Origin of the sequence: Pseudoalteromonas sp. MB41 (assembly GCF_020966275.1) — a bacterium.
GTDB lineage: Bacteria > Pseudomonadota > Gammaproteobacteria > Enterobacterales > Alteromonadaceae > Pseudoalteromonas > Pseudoalteromonas lipolytica.
The window spans coordinates 57,289-76,376 of sequence record NZ_JAJJZF010000014.1 but is presented as its reverse complement, the minus strand read 5'-3'; the positions used below and the strand labels follow the sequence as shown (position 1 = coordinate 76,376).

The window sequence follows — 19,088 nt, the reverse complement described above, 5'->3', positions numbered from 1 at the left end:
CCATCGATTGGTTTGGGTATTTAAACAATAAAAAAAACGAATGGGCACCAGCTGTAACGCCTTTTCGCTTTGCGTCTTGCAATAGCATTAAAAGGAGCTGTCACATGGGTAAACTGCGTTACACCTTGTGGCTTATATTGGTAGCACTTCCGCAACTTGCTTTGGCAAATAGCCAATTCAATATGCGTAAAGGTGTCACTGATATAAGTAATAATGTTTATGAATTACATATGACGATATTTATTATCTGTTGTGTGATTGGCATCATCGTATTTGCGGTGATGTTTTGGGCTTTGATACATCATCGTAAGTCTAAAGGGGCAAAGCCTGCCCAATTCCATGAAAGCACGAAGGTCGAGATACTTTGGACTGCAATTCCATTTGTGATCTTAATCGCTATGGCGATCCCTGCCACCAAAACGCTTATTGCCATGGAAGATGCTTCAAAAGCAGATATTACAATCAAAGTAACAGGGTCGCAGTGGAAGTGGCACTATGAATACATGGGAGAAGATATTGCTTTCTATTCGATTTTAGCGACACCGAAAGATCAAATAGATAATCAAGCCGAAAAAACAGAGCACTACCTACTCGAAGTCGACAAACCTCTGGTGTTACCAATCAACAAAAAAGTACGTTTTTTAATGACCTCTGATGATGTAATACATTCTTGGTGGGTTCCTGATTTTGCCGTGAAAAAAGATGCCAATCCCGGCTTTATTAATGAAGCATGGACACGCATTAATGAGCCCGGTATGTACCGCGGCCAATGCGCAGAGTTATGTGGCAAAGACCATGGTTTTATGCCGGTGGTTGTTGAGGCATTGCCAGAAGATGAGTTTGCGACTTGGCTTGCAGACGCAAAACAAGCGAAAGAACAAGCCGCTGCTGCAGATGCCGCATTACTTGATCAAACTCTTTCGAAAGATGAATTAGTTGTTTTAGGCGAGCAAGTCTATATGGCCAGCTGCGCAGCCTGCCATCAGCCCACTGGCATGGGATTGCCTGGTGTATTTCCAGCCTTAAAAGGCAGCCCAATCGTGTTGGGCGATGTGAACGATCATATTGATATTGTTTTACATGGTAAGCCTGGTACAGCGATGCAAGCGTTTGATAAACAGCTTTCAATAAAACAACTTGCAGCAGTCATCACTTATAAACGCAATGCGTGGGGTAACAATACCGGTGATGTCATTCAACCGAGTCAGATTCAAGCAGCAATTGATGCAGCAGCGGAGGCGAACTAATGAGTAACGTTATTAATGAGCAAGCCACTGAGCATGCGCATCACGACCACCATCATCCAGCGAAAGGTTTCAAGCGTTGGTTATATACAACCAACCATAAAGACATCGGTAGTTTGTACCTGATCTTCTCATTGACGATGTTTTTAATTGGCGGCGCCATGGCTATGGTGATCCGTGCTGAATTATTCCAACCAGGTTTACAATTGGTTGATCCTCACTTTTTTAACCAAATGACCACAGTACATGGGTTGATCATGGTATTTGGGGCTGTGATGCCCGCCTTTACAGGGCTTGCAAACTGGATGGTACCTATGATGATAGGTGCGCCAGATATGGCCTTACCACGAATGAACAACTGGAGCTTTTGGATTTTACCTTTTGCCTTCCTTATTTTATTGGCATCGCTGCTTATGCCCGGTGGTGGTCCCGCTTTTGGTTGGACGTTCTATGCACCGCTTTCAACGACTTACAGTAACGACAATACCGCGCTGTTTGTGTTTGCAGTGCATATTATGGGTATTAGCTCAATTATGGGCGCTATCAATGTCATTGTGACAATTGTAAACCTTAGAGCGCCGGGTATGACATGGATGAAACTGCCTCTATTTGTATGGACGTGGCTGATCACGGCTTTCTTACTGATTGCTGTTATGCCCGTGCTGGCAGGTGCCGTGACAATGGTATTGACCGATAAGTACTTTGCGACCAGTTTTTTTGATGCTGCTGGTGGCGGAGATCCGGTGATGTTCCAGCATATTTTCTGGTTCTTTGGTCACCCTGAAGTCTACATTATGATCTTACCTGCGTTCGGTATTATCTCAACGATTGTGCCGACCTTTTCGCGCAAAAAATTATTCGGCTATGCGTCCATGGTGTATGCAACCTCATCAATAGCACTCTTAAGCTTTATTGTTTGGGCACACCACATGTTTACGACAGGTATGCCGGTTGCTGGCGAATTGTTCTTTATGTACGCGACGATGCTGATTTCGGTGCCAACTGGGGTAAAAGTGTTTAACTGGGTGGCAACAATGTGGCGAGGCTCTATTAGCTTTGAAATACCCATGATGTTTGCAATCGCCTTTATTGTGTTATTTACGTTGGGTGGTTTTTCGGGGCTTATGCTTGCTATTACACCGGCCGATTTTCAGTATCATGACACCTACTTTGTGGTTGCCCACTTCCATTATGTATTAGTTACAGGTGCTGTGTTCTCCATTATGGCTGGGGCCTATTATTGGCTGCCGAAGTGGACGGGCAATATGTATAACGAGACCTTGGCTAAATGGCACTTTTGGTTATCGCTTGTTAGCGTTAACGTGCTGTTTTTCCCAATGCACTTTGTGGGGCTTGCAGGTATGCCCCGCCGTATTCCAGATTACGCACTTCAATTTGCTGATTTCAATGCCATCATCAGTATCGGTGGGTTTGCGTTTGGTTTATCGCAACTGCTGTTTGTTTTAGTGGTCTTTAAGTGTGCCAGAGGCGGCGAAAAAGCCCCCGCTAAAGTATGGGATGGCGCTGAAGGATTGGAGTGGGAAGTTGACTCACCAGCACCGTATCACACCTTTGAGACGCCACCGGAGATTAAGTAATGAATCACGCACCTTTGCTTAAAAAGCTGTTGTTAGCATGTTTAGCTATGTTTGCATTTGCCTTCGCATTGGTGCCACTTTATGACGTGTTTTGTGATGTTACGGGCCTCAATGGTAAACCCTCACTTGAACAAGCCAAAGTCAGTGAGCATGTAAATACTGAACGTCAGGTTGATGTGAGTTTTACAACTCATGCGCAAAGTGGCGCCCCATTCAAAGTGGAGTCTGAGCAGTACAGCGTCGCTGTGCAGCCAGGCGCCATGCGAGAAGTTAAGTTTAGTGCTAAAAATACCAGTAATACTGACAAGGTAATGCAAGCTATCCCAAGTGTTTCACCCGGTAAAGCAGCAAAATATCTACATAAAATTGCTTGTTTTTGTTTTGATCAACAGCCGTTAAAAGCAGGAGAAGAAGTGGAATTCACTTTACTGTTTTATGTTGATACTGAACTACCCGATGACGTGGAAGAGCTAACATTGTCGTACACCGTGTTTGATATTAGCGGGCAAGTTGTGGCCAAGAACGATTAAGCCGCCAAGCTAATTGCTAATTAGGAGCAAACAAAATGAATCAAAATTACGAAAAATATTATGTGCCAGCCGAGAGTCCTTGGCCAATTGTTGGGGCTGTCGCAATGTTTTTAATTGCAGTAGGCGCAGGCCTCACTGTAATGCAAGTAAACGGCGAAGGAAACAGTGGTCAGTTCGTCTTATATCTTGGTATTGCGATCCTCATATATATGGTTTTTAGTTGGTTTAAAAACGTGATTGAAGAGTCGCACAAAGGGTTATATTCAGCACAAATGGATCGCTCATTCAGACAAGGTATGAGTTGGTTTATTTTTTCTGAAGTGATGTTTTTTATGGCGTTCTTTGGGGCATTATTTTACGCCCGCATGATCTCGGTACCTTGGTTAGGTGGTGCGGGGAATAATGCCATGACCAACGAGGTACTTTGGCCTTCATTTGAGGCCGTATGGCCATTGTTGACAACCCCTGCGGGAGAGACAACACAAGCAATGGGTTGGCAAGGCTTACCGCTGATTAATACCCTTATTCTATTAACTTCATCGGTCACTATCCACTTTGCGCATGTTGCCATAGAAAACAATAAGCGGGGGGCACTCAAAACGTTCTTATCACTCACTGTGTTGCTTGGTGTGGTGTTTTTGGCTCTGCAAGTTTATGAGTATATGCATGCATACCAAGACTTGGGTCTAACCCTTGATGCGGGAGTGTATGGCAATACCTTCTTTTTGCTGACCGGCTTTCACGGCATGCATGTGACCTTAGGGACAATTATTTTATTTGTGGTACTGCTGCGAATTTTTAAAGGTCACTTTACCAGTGAAAAGCATTTTGCCTTTCAAGCTGCGGCTTGGTACTGGCACTTTGTTGACGTGGTGTGGTTGTGTTTATTTGTATTTGTGTACGTGCTGTAGCGTTATGAATTGGCGATGGGTTAGTGTGAATAAAGCCCAGTTTTAATGCTGCAATAATGATGATCAGTACCATGGCAGAGAAAAACACTCGTCGACCTAAATAGTGAGACATCGGTCGCGAGTGTTGCTTAGTAGACATCATCACAAATAGTGCCCGAAACAGATTAAACACGATATATAACAATAACAGTGTAATGATGATTTTTATCATTTTAGGTTTCCTAGATGCAGTTGATTTTAAGGCGTAAACAAAAGCTTAGCTCAATTATTGCAATTTGCGTTGTGTCACTTGCTGTGCTGGTGTGTTTACGGCTGAGTGTATGGCAGTATCAACGTGGTGAGCAAAAACAACAGCAATTAAGCCAGCTTGAGCAGTCAGAACAGCAAGGTGTAATGGACTGGCAGGCATTTCAATTATTACCTAATCAGGTTGATAAAACAGGTTTAAAGCTGACTTTGAATGGGCTCATCAATACGCAGCGTTATTGGCTGTTAGATAATCAGATTTACCAAGGACAAGTAGGATACGACCTACTTGCTGCTGTAAAAATTAATGATGATATAGCGCCTGTCATTGTTAATTTCGGCTGGTTGAAGGCACCGGTTGATCGTAGTCAACTCCCCACCGTAAATTGGCCTCAACCTTCACACATATCTACCACAGTGCAACTCAAACAAGGTCAGCTGCAAGGCTTTACGCTAGCAGATGAAATTGGCGCTGAAGCTGGCTGGCCTAAGCGTATTCAAGCAATTGATTTAGACATTTTTAGTCGTCAACTAGCGCAACCTCTGCAACCGTTTTTAGCCTACCGCCTTGCAGCTGATGACATAGCGACTCCTCATTACGAAAGTGTAGTGATGGGGCCAGACAAGCATTATGCCTACGCTGTGCAGTGGCTGCTCATTGGTGCGGCCTGTGTTGTTATAGCTTATTTTGCGATGAAAAGGAGGCGTAATGAAAGTTAATCCACTTAGTTTATTTGCTTTATGTTGCTTTGTGCCACTGGCGTTAGCGTATACAGCATTGAAACTTGATTGGCTGCCCAGCGGTTCAAGTAATTACGGGGAGCTGTTAGAAACAGAAGTAAAGCTTGCAAATTGGCAGCAGGGCGATCCGAAACCATGGACGATTGCGCTTAACTACCCAAAAAGCTGTCACTCGGTTTGTGAAGCCCAGTTAGCCAGCTTAGACAACCTTCATATTGCCTTGGGTAAGAATCAGCAAAAGGTTGATGTTGCCGTTCTTACAAATCAGCAAGATATAGCCACTAGTTGGCGACAATTAGATGAAAACTCAGCGCTTAAAGCGGGAGATTTATATTTGGTCGATCATATGGGCTTGGTGGTACTGCACTATCCTTACACTGATGAGCCAGAACAAAACAGATTAATTCAAAAAGGGTTACTGAAAGATCTAAAAAAACTACTTAATTATGCGCGTTCAAGTTAAAGCTCAGTAAGGATGCAAAAGATGTATAAAAATTATAAATATTTAGTCTTAATTACGTGTTTTATGTCGGTGTTAGTCGTTGGACTGGGGGCTTATACACGGCTCAGTGATGCAGGTTTAGGCTGCCCGGACTGGCCCGGTTGCTATGGGTTTTTAACGGTGCCAAAGCACGAAACAGCATTACTACATGTTGAACAAAACTACCCAGATATGATGTTTGAAGCGGCAAAAGCGTGGAAAGAAATGATCCATCGTTATTTTGCCGGTGCGCTTGGGTTATTTATTTTGGCTTTGTTTGTTTTGGCTTGGTTAAAACGCCAATACCCAACTACCCCAGTTAAGTTAACGTTACTGCTCCTTTTGTTAGTGGTATTTCAAGCCGCGCTAGGTATGTGGACCGTTACCATGAACTTACAACCATTAGTGGTGATGGGGCATTTGCTTGGGGGATTCAGTATTTTGTCTTTAGTGTTCTTGTTGTACTTGAGGCTAACCACAAAACCCATTGTGGGTGGGGATACGGGAGCTCGGCCGTATTACCGATTAGCCTTGATTGGCTTAGTCGTCCTGATACTTCAGATTGCCTTAGGAGGGTGGCTTGCGGCTAATTATGCGGCACCGCACTGCAATGGGTTGCCATTGTGCAGTTATGCTCAACCTTTCTCGTTAAAGAGCGTTTTTCAACTGCCACTTGAACACAGTACTTATGAATATGGTGTTTTATCGCAGCAGGCACGTATGTCTATTCACTTATTACACCGTATTTGGGCCCTTGTTACCTGTGTTGTATTGGCACTCATTATGTGGCGTATCTATTCGCACTCTTATTCTCGAAAAATAAAGCATTGCACGGTCACCGTATTAATAGCCTTACTGTGTCAAATCTGTTTAGGCCTTGCGGTTGTTCATTGGCATTTCCCTTTAAGCGTAGCGCTTGCTCATAACTTAATGGCAGCCATGTTGTTATTAACAATGGTTAGACTATGTTTCCACTTAAAAGCAAGAACTTAGGAGGCGATAATGGCCTTAACATTACATACTGAAAAATCAATATTTTCTCATGGTCATGCGTTGTTAAAAGACTATCTTGCGATTAGCAAATTTAAAGTCGTTGCGATGCTTGTTCTCACCGCATGGGTCGGTTTAGCACTTGCTCCTGATATGGGGCGAGGTCTTTTTGTTCAATTGGCAAGCTTGTTGGGTATAGGTTTACTTTCAGCCGCTGCTGCGGTGATTAATCATGTTGTTGATAGTGAAATTGATAGCAAGATGGCGCGCACTCGCCACCGTCCTGTCGCTAAGGGGCGTTTGAGCAAGCAACATGCTTTAAGTTTTGCAGCTGCTATTGGTACTGCAGGCTTTATGATGTTGATCATTTGGGCAAACACCTTAACGGCGATACTGACACTTTTTGCGTTAGTGGGTTATGCATTTATCTACACTTCTTTCTTAAAGCGTGCCACACCGCAAAATATTGTTATAGGGGGGCTGGCCGGTGCTATGCCACCCTTATTAGGGTGGGTGTCTGAAACGGGTCATATGGCGGCAGCGCCTTGGCTACTTGTTATGATTATTTTTACCTGGACTCCGCCTCACTTCTGGGCGTTAGCGATTGCGCGTAAAAGTGACTATGAGCGAGCAAAAATTCCGATGTTACCCGTTACCCATGGTATCGAATTTTGCAAAACATGTGTGGTTGCTTACTCTGTTTTACTGGCATTGGTGTGTGTATTACCTTATTTAATTGGTATGTCAGGGGGCATATACTTAATGGCGGCAAGTGCGTTAAATGCCATTTTCGTTTATAAAGCATTAAAGCTAAAACTGGGTGGGAAAGATGATACCGCGATGGACTTATTTCGTTTTTCAATTGTGCATTTAATGCTACTCTTTATCGCCTTATTTATTGATAAATGGTTGCTTTTATGACGCGTTTTTTAGTGGCACTTTGTTTGGGAGTGGTGTTTTTTTTAACGGGCTGTAGCCCCGAAAAATCACCTCCCGATGTGGATGCGCTGGTGTATCAGCAAGCCAAGCCTGTTAAGTCATTTACATTGATTGATCAGCATGGCGACGCCGCCGATAATAGTCGCTTCAAAGGTCATTGGAATTTAGTCTTTTTAGGTTACACAAGTTGCCCTGATATTTGCCCAATGACGTTGGCTAAATTGACCAGTGTGCAACAGCAGCTGAGCCAAGATTACACGGTACAAGTGTGGTTTGTAGCGGTTGATCCAAAACGAGATACCACCGCAAAACGCAAAGCCTATATTGATTATTTTAACCCTGATTTTTTAGCCGTATCAGGCCCTCATAAACAGCTCTTTCCCTTTGTTAGAGATTTAGGGCTCATTTACGCGATTAATGACAGTGATGAGCAAGAATATGCTGTTGATCACAGTGCGTCAGTCGTGATGGTTGACCCCGATGGCGCGGTACGCGCAATTTTCAAGCCCGAGTTTAAACAGGGCAATGTTCCGCTTATTAACGCCAGTACGTTAACAGAAGAGTTTAAAAAAATTGCAGATTATTATCACTAAGTATCTGTATAGACAAGTGTGATTATTTTCGAGGGAGCGATTGCTCCCTTTTTTGATTTCAACATGTAAGCTACTAAAAAATTTTACAATTTTTTAATTCAATTAATGGCAATTTTAATAACTCGGTCTAAGCTTTTGTTATGAATTGTTTTAAGCAGGGAAAGTGCCAGTAATGTTGAAGCTTCCTACTGAATTAGCCATCACTCAAGTCGAATCACTACATCAAGATTTGTTGCAAGAGTTGTCAGCAAACGATGATATTTGCCTTGATATTAGTGAGGTGACTCGTGCCGATACGGCCTCAATTCAGCTGTTATGTTCATTACAAAAGCATTTGCTTTCAGTCCAACACAAAATTATTTGGGTAGGCGAAAGCAAGCCGTTGCAAGAGGCAATAAATAGTTTGGGCTTAAGTCATTATCTTGTACTTGAGAATACCAATTAAGAGGTTTTTATGAAAAGAATTTTAGCTGTTGATGACTCTGCATCTATGCGACAAATGGTAGGTTTTACGCTAAAAAAAGCAGGCTTTGAAGTCACGGAAGCAAAAGATGGCAGTGAGGCGTTGAACATAGCTAAACAGCAAGGTTTCGATGCCGTTATATCCGATGTGAATATGCCAGTGATGGATGGTATTACGCTCATACGTGAATTACGTAGTTTACCAAACTATAAATTTACCCCTTTATTGATGCTAACGACCGAGTCTGGCCTTGATAAAAAATCCGAAGGAAAAGCAGCGGGGGCAACGGGATGGATTGTTAAACCATTTAATCCTGAGCAATTGTTAGCGGTTTTAAAAAAAGTGATTCGCTAACAATAGGAGCGGGGCATGAGTATAGATCTAAGCCAATTTTATGAAGTGTTTTTCGAAGAAAGCTTTGAAGGACTGGATGCTATGGAGGCTGAGTTATTAAACTTAGTTCCGGGCGAAGAAGACTCAGAAACAATCAACACTATTTTTCGCGCCGCGCATTCTATTAAAGGGGGCAGTGGTACATTTGGCTTTAATTCTGTTGCTGATTTTACCCATGTTTTAGAAACGCTGTTAGACCAAATTCGGGAAGGTTCACGAGATTTAACGGCCGAACATGTAAACTTATTACTAAAATCAGTGGATTGTTTACGAGCTTTACTTAGAGCATTGCAAGCAGAACAGCAACCCGACTTAACCGAAGCGGATGAACTGCGAATCAAATTCGAAGAAATACTCGGTATGCGTGCGGCAAGTAAAGTGGCAGAGCCTGTGCAGGAGCCACTCAGCGAAAACAGTATTAATACTTTCCAAATCGATTTTAAACCACATCATCACCTATTTAAAACCGGCAATGAACCGCTGTATATGATCAGTGAATTAGCTGAGTTAGGTGACTTAGAAACTCAAGCGTTTCAAGATGCTGTTCCTGATGTTACCGACCTCGCCCCCGAAGATTGCTTTTTGTCGTGGCGTTTTTTCTTAACCACAGAAAAAGACCAGAGTTGTATCGAAGAAATTTTCGAATGGGTTGAGGATGACGCCGATATTACGATTACCTTATGCGGCGGTTTATTTGGTGATGAAGTCGCTGTGAGCGCGGCGCCATCAACGCAGGTCGAGACTGACAACAAAAATGAAAAAGCAGCCACCAAGCCCGATGCCGAAGTAAAGAAAGTCCCTGCTGTAAAATCAACAACAACCAACACCGAATCCACCTCAATCCGTGTTGGTATTGATAAAGTTGACTCCTTAATCAACATGGTTGGTGAGTTAGTCATTACGCAAGCTATGCTGACTCAATTAGGTGAGCAAGAAATTACTGAAGCCACGATTGCATCGTTGCAAGAGGGGCTTGCTCAACTTGCACATAACACCCGCGATTTACAAGAAAGTGTTATGCGTATCAGAATGTTGCCTATTAGTTTTGTGTTCAGTCGTTTTCCTCGTTTAGTCCGCGATATTTCGCAAAAACTAGACAAACAAGTCGAACTGAAACTACTTGGTGAGCAAACTGAGTTAGATAAAACGGTGATGGAGAAGATTTCTGACCCGATGGTGCATTTGGTTAGAAACTCGCTTGATCATGGCCTTGAAACGGTCGATAAACGTGTTGCTGCCGGTAAAAATCCGGTTGGTACCGTGACGCTTAATGCCTTTCATCAAGGTGGTAATATTGTCATTGAAATTATGGATGACGGACAAGGCCTCAATACCACCAAAATACGCGAAAAAGCCATTAAAAATGGCTTGATATCAGAAGCAGACGATCTATCTGATAATGAAGTTAACGAACTAATTTTCTTACCCGGCTTTTCAACGGCTGACCAAGTGAGCGACTTGTCGGGTCGCGGTGTTGGTATGGATGTGGTTAGACGAAATATTGAAGCCTTGAGTGGTTCCGTTGAAGTGTCGTCTGCCCCAGGTGTTGGTTCAACGTTCACCATTCGCTTACCACTCACGCTGGCTATATTAGATGGTCAACTTGTTCGTGTGGCTGAGCATACCTACATTATTCCACTTATTTCGATTATTGAATCGTTGCAAATCGATATCACGAAGGTCAGTCGAGTTGGAAAAGATTTGGATGTGTTGCGGCTACGCGATGAATACATCCCGATTTTACGTCTATACAGTATTTTTAATCATCAAGGTGCGATTGAAACACTGGATAAAACCTTACTGGTGGTGGTGGAAAGTGATAACCAAAAAATTGGTTTATTGGTTGATGACTTATTATCCCAGCAACAGGTTGTTATTAAGAGCTTAGAGGCGAATTATCAAAAGGTCGATGGCGTCTCAGGGGCAACAATCTTAGGGGATGGCCGCGTTTCACTGATTGTTGATATTAGTGGCTTAATTAAGTTATCAGGGCTTAGAAAGCCCGGCAGTCAAGAGCTAATAATAGAGTCAAAAGCTAACTTGGAGGCGTCATGATTGCAGCACACGATGACCTACATAATAAGCTGAATATTGAGCAAGACCAAGATGTTAAACAGTTTCTAACCTTCTTTATGGCTGAAGAAGAGTACGGTGTAGATATTTTAACTGTGCAAGAAATACGCAGTTGGGAAGAAATAACGGTTATTCCAAACTCACCCGATTTCGTCAAGGGGGTGATCAACTTACGTGGCACGATAGTGCCTATTGTTGATTTGCGGTTGCGATTTGGTATTCCGGCTATTGAGTATGGGCCACTCACAGTGGTGATTGTACTGAAAGTAGAGTTAGAGAACGCAAGTAAAATTATGGGCATCGTTGTTGATGCTGTTTCGGATGTCTATAGCATTGCTGAGCATGAGGCAAAAGCAGTGCCACATCTATCTGACTCAGATAACGCACAGTACGTTGCGGGGTTAGTAAATGTGGGTGAAAAAATGGTCGCGTTACTCGACCTACAAAAAACAATGGACATTTAATTGGGTAGATTAACAAGAAGGTGAAGGGTATGGGATGGTTTAGCAGTCCTAAAAATGTTGAGTCAAATAATGATTTGGTTGTTGCAGCATTAAATAAATCGCTTGCAGTGATTGAGTTTCAACCGTCTGGGTCGATCATTACTGCCAATGCAAATTTTTTAAATGCCATGGGCTATCGGCTAGAAGAAGTTCAGGGTCAACATCATTCAATGTTTATTGCAGAAGAAGATGCACAAAGTCCCGAATACCAACAGTTTTGGCAGCGCTTGCGCAGCGGTGAATTTATTTCGGATGAATTTAAACGGTTCGGTAAAAACGGCAAAGAAATTTGGATCCAAGCAACCTATAACCCAATTATTGATAGCAATGGTAGCGTAGTCAAAGTGATTAAATTCGCCAGCGATATCACTGCACAGAAGGAGCTTGAAAAACAATCTAAACGTGATGCTGACCTGTCAAATGCACTGCGTGTATGCCAAGCAAATGTGATGATGGCTAACAATGATTTAGAAATAGTGTTTGTAAATGAGCAAGTGAAGCAAATGCTCAAAGCACGTGAAGCCGCATTGAAAACAGTGCTGCCTAGCTTTTCTGTTGAAAATTTAATTGGCACCTGTGTTGATGATTTTCATAAGCATCCTTCACATCAACGTGAATTACTAAAGAATTTATCTGAACCCTATAAAACGACACTGCGCTTAGCGGGTCTTATTTTTAGCTTGATTGCAACCCCTTGGGTTAATTCGTCGGGTAAGCGTTTAGGGACAATTGTTGAATGGCAAGATATCACTGACAGTGTCAATAAAGCAGAAGCCGAAAAGCGTGAAGCTGAAGAGAATCTACGGGTACGTCGCGCGCTTGACCGCGTAGGCACTAACACCATGATTGCCGATGCGAATAACGACATCATCTATATGAACGAAGCGGTGCTCAATATGATGAAAGTGGCAGAGAGCGATCTTCGAAAAGACCTGCCTAACTTTAACAGCAGTAATTTACTCGGTCAGAATATTGATGTGTTCCATAAAAACCCTGCACATCAACGTAATTTATTATCAAAACTGAGTGATACCTACAGCACTGAGATTCAAGTAGGTGGACGTACTTTTGGTTTGGTAGCTAACCCTATTTTTACCCCTGAAAACGAACGAATTGGAACGGTTGTTGAGTGGGAAGATAGAACCGCAGAAGTTGCTATCGAGAAAGAAATCGCTGGTCTGGTAACCGCTGCAGGTAAAGGTGATTTAGAGGCACGAGTTGAAATTGCGGGTAAAACAGGCTTCTTCTTACGTTTAGCACAGGGCCTAAATAGCTTAGTGGGTATTGTAGATGATGCCGTAAAAGACACTGCTAATATGCTTGATGCTATGGCTAATGGTGATTTATCTAAGCGTATTGAACAAGAGTACCAAGGTTCATTTGATAAATTAAAACGCGATGCGAATGCCACGGCTGATAAGTTAACGGAGGTTATTAACCGCATAAATACATCAGCGACATTGGTGGCCAGTGGTGCAGAAGAAATCTCGCAAGGCAATGCAGACTTAAGTCAACGTACTGAAGAGCAGGCATCTTCGCTTGAAGAAACAGCATCAAGTATGGAAGAGATGACCAGTACAGTTCGTCAAAATGCCGATAATGCAAAAGAGGTTAACGAGCTTGCCGAAGAGACTCGTAGCAAGGCACAAAAAGGAGGCGAGGTTGTCAACCGTGCCGTAACGAGTATGTCGGCTATTAATGAATCGAGTAAGAAGATAGCAGATATCATCAGTGTAATTGATGAAATTGCCTTCCAAACTAATCTACTTGCATTAAATGCCGCGGTAGAGGCTGCACGTGCTGGTGAACAAGGGCGTGGCTTTGCGGTTGTTGCGGGTGAAGTGCGTAATCTTGCACAGCGCTCAGCTGCTGCGGCAAAAGAAATTAAAGAGCTTATTCGCGACAGTGTCGGCAAAGTTGAAGATGGCACATTATTGGTGAATGAATCAGGTTCAACGTTACAAGAAATTGTCACAGCGGTACAACGCGTAACGGCCATGATTTCGGATATTGCGCAGGCATCGGAAGAGCAAAGCTCAGGTATTGAGCAAGTAAATAAAGCCATTGCACAAATGGATGAAATGACACAGCAAAATGCGGCGCTTGTTGAGCAGGCATCTGCAGCAGGTGAATCAATGGCAGAACAAGCCAATGATATGCGCCGCTTGCTTAACTTCTTCTCGCTATCGAATCAAGAGGAAACAGACATCACAAGCAGAGTGACAGCGTCACCGATTAAACAATCGAGCCCGTCTGGGCGCTCAGCTCCCAAAGGAAATAACTTTGTTGACCCAGGCGATGAGTGGGAAGAGTTTTAATACGCTTGCCGTTTCACCATAGTGAATGTCAATGGTGTGAACTAACAAAGCTTATTGAGCAAAAAGACACGGCAAGGTGACCAAAGTAAGGGGATCATGAGTAACCGCTTACCTGCAGTGGGTTACCTTACGTATCGGTGCAATCATGCTTAACACGCTTATGATCGTCTCGCTGTTTTTACCCGCGGGACTGATTAACCACTTAAGTTAATGGTTTGACTATAATGCGCGCACTCTTTGAGGCTAGTGGGTCCAGACATGAAAGAGTTTTTACTGACAGACAGTGATTTCAAAAACATTTCGTCACAGGTATATGATGCTTGCGGTATTGTGCTTGCTGAACATAAACGAGAAATGGTGTATTCACGCCTAGCAAGGCGTATACGGCTTCATAAGCTTAAAAGCTTTAAAGAGTACTTAGATTACTTAGAAGAGCATAAAGAGCATGAGTTTAGCGAGTTTATAAATGCAATTACCACCAACTTAACCTCTTTCTTTCGTGAGCCTCATCACTTTAGTTACCTAAAAAATACCATTGTACCTAAGCTGCTCGTTTCTAATGCGAAGAGCAAGCGAGTACGTGTTTGGTCGGCTGGGTGCTCTACAGGTGAAGAGCCTTACACAATTGCAATGACCCTAAGTGATTTATTTCCAAAAGATTGGGATGTGAAAATACTGGCCACCGATCTTGACTCTAATGTGCTTGCGAAAGCACAAGCAGGCACTTACACGGCTGCGAATGTAAATGGCTTAGAAGACAGTCAGCTTAAACGTTGGTTTCTAAAAAGCCACGATGGACAGCTTTATAAAGTGAAACCAGCGCTACAAAAAAACATTTTTTTTAAACGCTTAAACTTACTGCAAAGTTGGCCAATGAAAGGTCCTTTTGATGTGATTTTTTGTCGCAATGTGGTGATTTACTTTGATAAGTCGACCAAAGATACACTCTTTCGACGCTATTATGAGTTACTTAGTAACTCAGGCCATTTATTTTTGGGGCACTCAGAGACACTCGGTAAAGATCACAGAGAATTTAAGAATTTAGGCCAAACGATCTACCAAAAGGTGGTCTATGAACACTCATTATAAAGCAGTTTTACCAGGGTTTGAGCATGTAAAACGCTTTTGGGATAACCGCAGGCAAAAGGTGATAGCGAAAGTATTGCCGGGTGAATTCTATGTTTCAAAATCGGATGAACTCATCACCACGGTGTTAGGGTCTTGTATTGCAGCGTGTATCTACGATGATGGGTTAGGCATTGGTGGCATGAATCACTTTATGTTACCGATTGAAAAAGGCGTTGATCCCGCCAATGCGCATAGCCTTAATTGCCGTTATGGCAACTGGGCTATGGAGTACTTGATCAATGAAATTCTGAAAAATGGAGCCTCAAAACGAAACTTAAAAGTAAAGTTATTCGGCGGGGGTAAAATTATTCGCTCAATGACAGATATCGGGGTGGGTAATATTCGTTTTGCAAATGCTTATGTACTTGAAGAGGGTTTAGATTTAGTATCTCACGATGTAGGTGGACCTTGGCCTCGTAAGATCATCTTTGATCCGCAAACGGGAAAAGCACAGGTGAAAAAGCTACGTGAACTACATACAGATAAACTTGAAGAACGTGAAGTTAAATACTTACACGAAATTGAGCAACAAGATGCAAAAACGGATATTGAGCTATTTTAGGAGAGCATATGATCAAAGTCCTTATTGTTGATGATTCTCCTTTGATACGCGGATTGCTTAAAGAGATTCTTGAGCAAGCAGATGATATTCACGTTGTGGGGTCTGCAGAAGACCCCTACGAAGCGAGAGAACAAATAAAACGCCTCAACCCTGACGTGTTAACGCTTGATATTGAAATGCCCAAAATGGATGGTTTAAGTTTTCTTAAAAACTTAATGCGTCTACGGCCTATGCCGGTGGTAATGATATCAACATTAACACAAAAGGGATCGCCCATTACCCTCGAAGCGCTTGAAACGGGAGCGGTTGATTTTATAGCAAAACCGACCGCTAACGTGTCTCAAAGTTTGCAACGGTATGCGCATTTATTACATCAAAAAATACGTACAGCGGCTGGTGCTCGGGTTCGCACATTCAAGGAGCAGAGCCTAGAAGCCGATAGCGCCTTATCAACCTTACAATTTAAAGCAAATAGTGTGCTGGCGATTGGTGCTTCGACAGGTGGCACCGAGGCAATTAAAGAGGTTTTGGTGCGTATGCCTGAGCAATGTCCACCTATTGTCATTACGCAGCACATTCCGCCAGTATTTAGCACTTCGTTTGCTATGCGTATGGATCGTACCTGTAAAATTAATGTCAAAGAGGCAGAGCACGGTGATAAATTACGCCCCGGTTGGGCTTACATTGCACCGGGCGATCAACATTTAAGTATTGTAAAACAAGGTTCTGCTTTGTATTGCCAACTCGATACATCTGAATTAGTTAATCGCCATCGACCTGCAGTGGATGTATTGTTTAATTCGTTATTGGTTGCGTGTCCAAAAGCCACGATTGCTGCGTTACTCACAGGCATGGGGAGTGATGGCGCGAAAGGGTTACTGGCATTAAAACAAGCGGGGGCTTATACAATTGCACAAGACGAGTTATCGTCAGTGGTGTGGGGCATGCCAAAAGCCGCTATCGAACTGGATGCGGCTCATGAAATTGTGCGTCTTGATAAAATTACCGCGCAAATGCTTAAGCAGGCCGTTAAGGTGTGATCACCCAAGGTTGTGAAAACCAATAATAGCTGCCTTTTTTCTCAATCGAAGGGGCCGTACAATTAAAACGTGAACGGCCACTTTTCAATTTAGCTGGCGAGATAATTTGCACCGTGTCTTTGCTTGTCCAATTTAAGTCTGCTTGACCAATCCCCGAGACATAGCACGCAAATTGGCTTTTATGAAAGTCTTGCATATCAAATTGAATGCTTAAGCTAGGTGGATTCTCGTTAGTAACACTGTCTGAGTAATTTAACGCTTTGATAGTGAAAGCCTGTGACGCTAATTTTGTCGATAATGTATCAAGTTTGGAGTAAAAGCCTGATGCAGGGAAGCGTGGTAAACGGGTAAAGTCAGAATGAATACCCACCGCACCTGAGTGTTGACCAATACCAACAAAGCCAATTGACTTAACCAGTGCTTGAAGTGAATTATTAAATTCGCCATAGGGATAGGCTACGTATTTATAGTCATGACCAATCTCTTCTTTGATACGCTTTTGTGCTGCGAGAATGTCGTTTTTAGTCCGTGCTTGCCATTGTGCGTCAGTTTCACCCTGTTGCTTTAAATGCATGTAATTATGCGCTTGGGTGTGATTACTAATAAGTGCCCCTTTTTTAGAAAGCGCTTTTAATTGCTGCCATGTCATGACATAGCTTTTACCTTCATCAATCAGTTTTGGATTAACAAAAATAGTGTAGGGGTAGCCGAACTTCTCAAGAATTGGCGCGGCTTGTTCATAATTGTTTTTATAACCATCGTCAAAGGTAATTGCGACGGTTTTATCGGTTAATTCTTTGCCAGATTGCAGTGAACTAATTAGCTCATTTAATGGCACTACAGTAAAGTGATGATCTTTTAAATACTGCATGTGTTTTATAAATGTTTCACTGCTGACACTGGTGACCGCAGGAAGGGTTTCACTCACATGATGATACTGTAAAATAACGGCGCCGTGGGCACGCATTGATAAACCTAACAGGACTGCAAAAATTACATGAAACATTTTCTTAAACGTCATAAGGCACACCATAAAAGTTTGCTGTTATTAGCCGGTCCAATGATCTTATCAAATATTACTGTCCCACTGTTAGGATTAGTTGATACTGCCGTGATTGGTCACTTAGGAAGTGCTCACTACTTGGCGGGGATAGCGTTAGGCTCTACGGTTATTTCGTTACTATTTTGGCTGGCAGGCTTTTTAAGAATGAGTACGACGGGGCTGGTGGCACAAGCTTACGGTAAAAATGACCTTACTTTGCTAGGTGAACTGTTAAAGCGTAGTTTGTTGCTTGCAACTGGGGTTGCGTTGTTATTAATCGCGCTCAGCACACCAATTCAATCCTTAATGGCTTACTTGTCAAATGCCAATCAAGCTGTTTTAGAACAGGCGTATAGCTATTTTTCTGTTCGTATTTTTAGTGCGCCAGCGGCCCTTTGTAATTTGGTGCTATTAGGGTGGATGCTCGGTGTACATTATGGACGAGGTCCATTTTATTTATTATTAATTACCAATATCACAAATATTGTGCTCGATATTTACTTTGTGGTTTTTCTTAATTGGGGAGTGGCGGGCGCGGCTTGGGCCTCGCTTATTGCCGATTATATCGCATTCGGTTTTGCTGTTTTTCTGGTGTTACAACTTGCTAAAAAGCAAGGTATTAATTTGGCCGTTAAAGCATGGTTAAGCGTAGCTAAAATAGGCGAGCTGCTTAATTTAAACCGCGATATTTTCATTCGTTCACTGGCACTGCAATTGTGCTTTAGCTTTATGACTTTTTATGGCGCTAGAATCGGTGAAACAACATTAGCAGCTAATGCCGTATTGCTGAACTTTCTGATGTTGGTGAGTTTTGCTTTAGATGGTATTGCTTATGCGAGCGAAGCAAAAGTAGGCAAAGCCAAAGGGGAGCAGAGTGTTGAACAGATCAAACTTTGGGTGAATTTAAGCTTGTTCTGGGGAGGACTCTTTGCGCTCTTTTATAGCCTGATTTTTTTAGTGTTTGGTGGCGCTATTATTCGCCTTTTAACCGATGTGCCTGAGGTTGTCAGTCTGGCTACACACTACTTACCTTGGGTCATTATATTGCCCATTGCGGCCATGGGGTGCTTTTTATTCGATGGTGTATTTGTTGGTTTAACACGCGCAAAAGACATGCGAAATACCATGCTAATAAGCGCGACATTTGGTTTCTTTGGGTTATTTTGGTTGGTAAGCGACTGGCAAAATCATGGATTATGGTTCGCTATGACAAGCTTTATGTTATTGCGTGGCGTTACGTTATGGCTACGTTATCGCGCAATGGTTAAGCAACAACAGTTGTTAATTTGAGTG

20 protein-coding genes are annotated in these 19,088 nt (G+C 42.7%); 18 read left to right on the top strand and 2 right to left on the bottom strand.

Features of this window, described 5'->3' with window-relative positions; all coding sequences use genetic code 11:
* The first annotated feature begins 104 nt into the window (after positions 1-104).
* From coxB to LPA49_RS14040, 4 genes are read left to right on the top strand one after another with little or no spacing between them, the layout of a single operon-like run.
* Positions 105-1,247 carry a cytochrome c oxidase subunit II gene (gene coxB / locus LPA49_RS14055; protein WP_036973429.1) on the top strand — a complete coding sequence of 381 codons (1,143 nt, stop codon included), beginning with the start codon at positions 105-107 and terminating at the stop codon, positions 1,245-1,247.
* The gene (gene ctaD / locus LPA49_RS14050) at positions 1,247-2,842 is read left to right on the top strand and encodes a cytochrome c oxidase subunit I (RefSeq protein ID WP_036973428.1); all 1,596 of its coding nucleotides are present in this window, start codon (positions 1,247-1,249) and stop codon (positions 2,840-2,842) included. Before coxB ends, ctaD begins: the two co-directional genes overlap by 1 nt.
* On the top strand, positions 2,842-3,372 hold the full coding sequence (locus tag LPA49_RS14045) for a cytochrome c oxidase assembly protein (protein ID WP_036973427.1): 531 nt from the start codon (positions 2,842-2,844) through the stop codon (positions 3,370-3,372). Before ctaD ends, LPA49_RS14045 begins: the two co-directional genes overlap by 1 nt.
* Positions 3,373-3,407: 35 nt before the next feature.
* Positions 3,408-4,283 (top strand): cytochrome c oxidase subunit 3, encoded by an 876-nt coding sequence (locus LPA49_RS14040; RefSeq protein WP_036973425.1) that lies wholly within the window; start codon positions 3,408-3,410, stop codon positions 4,281-4,283.
* On the opposite strand, the gene LPA49_RS14035 is transcribed toward LPA49_RS14040, so the two are convergent.
* Positions 4,183-4,494: a DUF2909 domain-containing protein gene (locus tag LPA49_RS14035; protein WP_075594307.1), complete on the bottom strand. Its 312-nt coding sequence runs from the start codon at positions 4,492-4,494 to the stop codon at positions 4,183-4,185. The genes LPA49_RS14040 and LPA49_RS14035 overlap by 101 nt on opposite strands.
* A 14-nt stretch (positions 4,495-4,508) precedes the next feature.
* On the opposite strand from LPA49_RS14035, the gene LPA49_RS14030 reads away from it, so the two are divergent.
* From LPA49_RS14030 to LPA49_RS13970, 13 genes are all read left to right on the top strand, one after another.
* Positions 4,509-5,249 carry an SURF1 family protein gene (locus LPA49_RS14030; RefSeq protein ID WP_180311214.1) on the top strand — a complete coding sequence of 247 codons (741 nt, stop codon included), beginning with the start codon at positions 4,509-4,511 and terminating at the stop codon, positions 5,247-5,249.
* Positions 5,239-5,733 (top strand): hypothetical protein, encoded by a 495-nt coding sequence (locus LPA49_RS14025; protein WP_036973422.1) that lies wholly within the window; start codon positions 5,239-5,241, stop codon positions 5,731-5,733. Before LPA49_RS14030 ends, LPA49_RS14025 begins: the two co-directional genes overlap by 11 nt.
* A gap of 21 nt (positions 5,734-5,754) precedes the next feature.
* A complete protein-coding gene (locus LPA49_RS14020) occupies positions 5,755-6,744 on the top strand; it encodes a heme A synthase (protein ID WP_074989192.1) in 990 nt (329 codons plus the stop codon).
* 9 nt (positions 6,745-6,753) lie between these two features.
* Entirely contained in the window at positions 6,754-7,662 is a 909-nt protein-coding gene (gene cyoE, locus LPA49_RS14015) for a heme o synthase (RefSeq protein WP_074989193.1), read from the top strand.
* Positions 7,659-8,273, top strand: a complete 615-nt coding sequence (locus LPA49_RS14010; protein WP_118844727.1) for an SCO family protein — start codon at positions 7,659-7,661, stop codon at positions 8,271-8,273. The genes cyoE and LPA49_RS14010 overlap by 4 nt, the downstream gene beginning before the upstream one ends.
* Positions 8,274-8,445: 172 nt before the next feature.
* Positions 8,446-8,718: a lipid asymmetry maintenance protein MlaB gene (locus LPA49_RS14005; protein ID WP_036973417.1), complete on the top strand. Its 273-nt coding sequence runs from the start codon at positions 8,446-8,448 to the stop codon at positions 8,716-8,718.
* A 9-nt stretch (positions 8,719-8,727) separates the two neighbouring features.
* Positions 8,728-9,090 carry a response regulator gene (locus tag LPA49_RS14000; RefSeq protein ID WP_036973415.1) on the top strand — a complete coding sequence of 121 codons (363 nt, stop codon included), beginning with the start codon at positions 8,728-8,730 and terminating at the stop codon, positions 9,088-9,090.
* 15 nt (positions 9,091-9,105) lie between these two features.
* Complete coding sequence (locus LPA49_RS13995) at positions 9,106-11,184, top strand: chemotaxis protein CheA (protein ID WP_118844726.1); 2,079 nt, start codon at positions 9,106-9,108, stop codon at positions 11,182-11,184.
* Positions 11,181-11,666, top strand: coding sequence for a chemotaxis protein CheW (locus LPA49_RS13990; RefSeq protein WP_065979415.1), 486 nt, complete (start codon positions 11,181-11,183; stop codon positions 11,664-11,666). Before LPA49_RS13995 ends, LPA49_RS13990 begins: the two co-directional genes overlap by 4 nt.
* Positions 11,667-11,695: 29 nt before the next feature.
* Entirely contained in the window at positions 11,696-14,023 is a 2,328-nt protein-coding gene (locus LPA49_RS13985; protein ID WP_065979414.1) for a methyl-accepting chemotaxis protein, read from the top strand.
* A gap of 258 nt (positions 14,024-14,281) precedes the next feature.
* A complete protein-coding gene (locus tag LPA49_RS13980; RefSeq protein ID WP_036973409.1) occupies positions 14,282-15,112 on the top strand; it encodes a protein-glutamate O-methyltransferase CheR in 831 nt (276 codons plus the stop codon).
* A complete protein-coding gene (gene cheD / locus LPA49_RS13975) occupies positions 15,096-15,713 on the top strand; it encodes a chemoreceptor glutamine deamidase CheD (RefSeq protein ID WP_036973407.1) in 618 nt (205 codons plus the stop codon). Before LPA49_RS13980 ends, cheD begins: the two co-directional genes overlap by 17 nt.
* Before the next feature lie 8 nt (positions 15,714-15,721).
* Positions 15,722-16,753 carry a chemotaxis response regulator protein-glutamate methylesterase gene (locus LPA49_RS13970; RefSeq protein WP_118844725.1) on the top strand — a complete coding sequence of 344 codons (1,032 nt, stop codon included), beginning with the start codon at positions 15,722-15,724 and terminating at the stop codon, positions 16,751-16,753.
* Here the strand turns inward: LPA49_RS13970 and LPA49_RS13965 are convergent.
* Positions 16,743-17,774: a polysaccharide deacetylase family protein gene (locus LPA49_RS13965; protein WP_036973405.1), complete on the bottom strand. Its 1,032-nt coding sequence runs from the start codon at positions 17,772-17,774 to the stop codon at positions 16,743-16,745. The two genes, LPA49_RS13970 and LPA49_RS13965, sit on opposite strands and share 11 nt — an antisense overlap.
* On the opposite strand from LPA49_RS13965, the gene dinF reads away from it, so the two are divergent.
* Positions 17,751-19,085, top strand: a complete 1,335-nt coding sequence (dinF, locus tag LPA49_RS13960; protein ID WP_118844724.1) for an MATE family efflux transporter DinF — start codon at positions 17,751-17,753, stop codon at positions 19,083-19,085. The two genes, LPA49_RS13965 and dinF, sit on opposite strands and share 24 nt — an antisense overlap.
* Positions 19,086-19,088 lie beyond the last annotated feature (3 nt).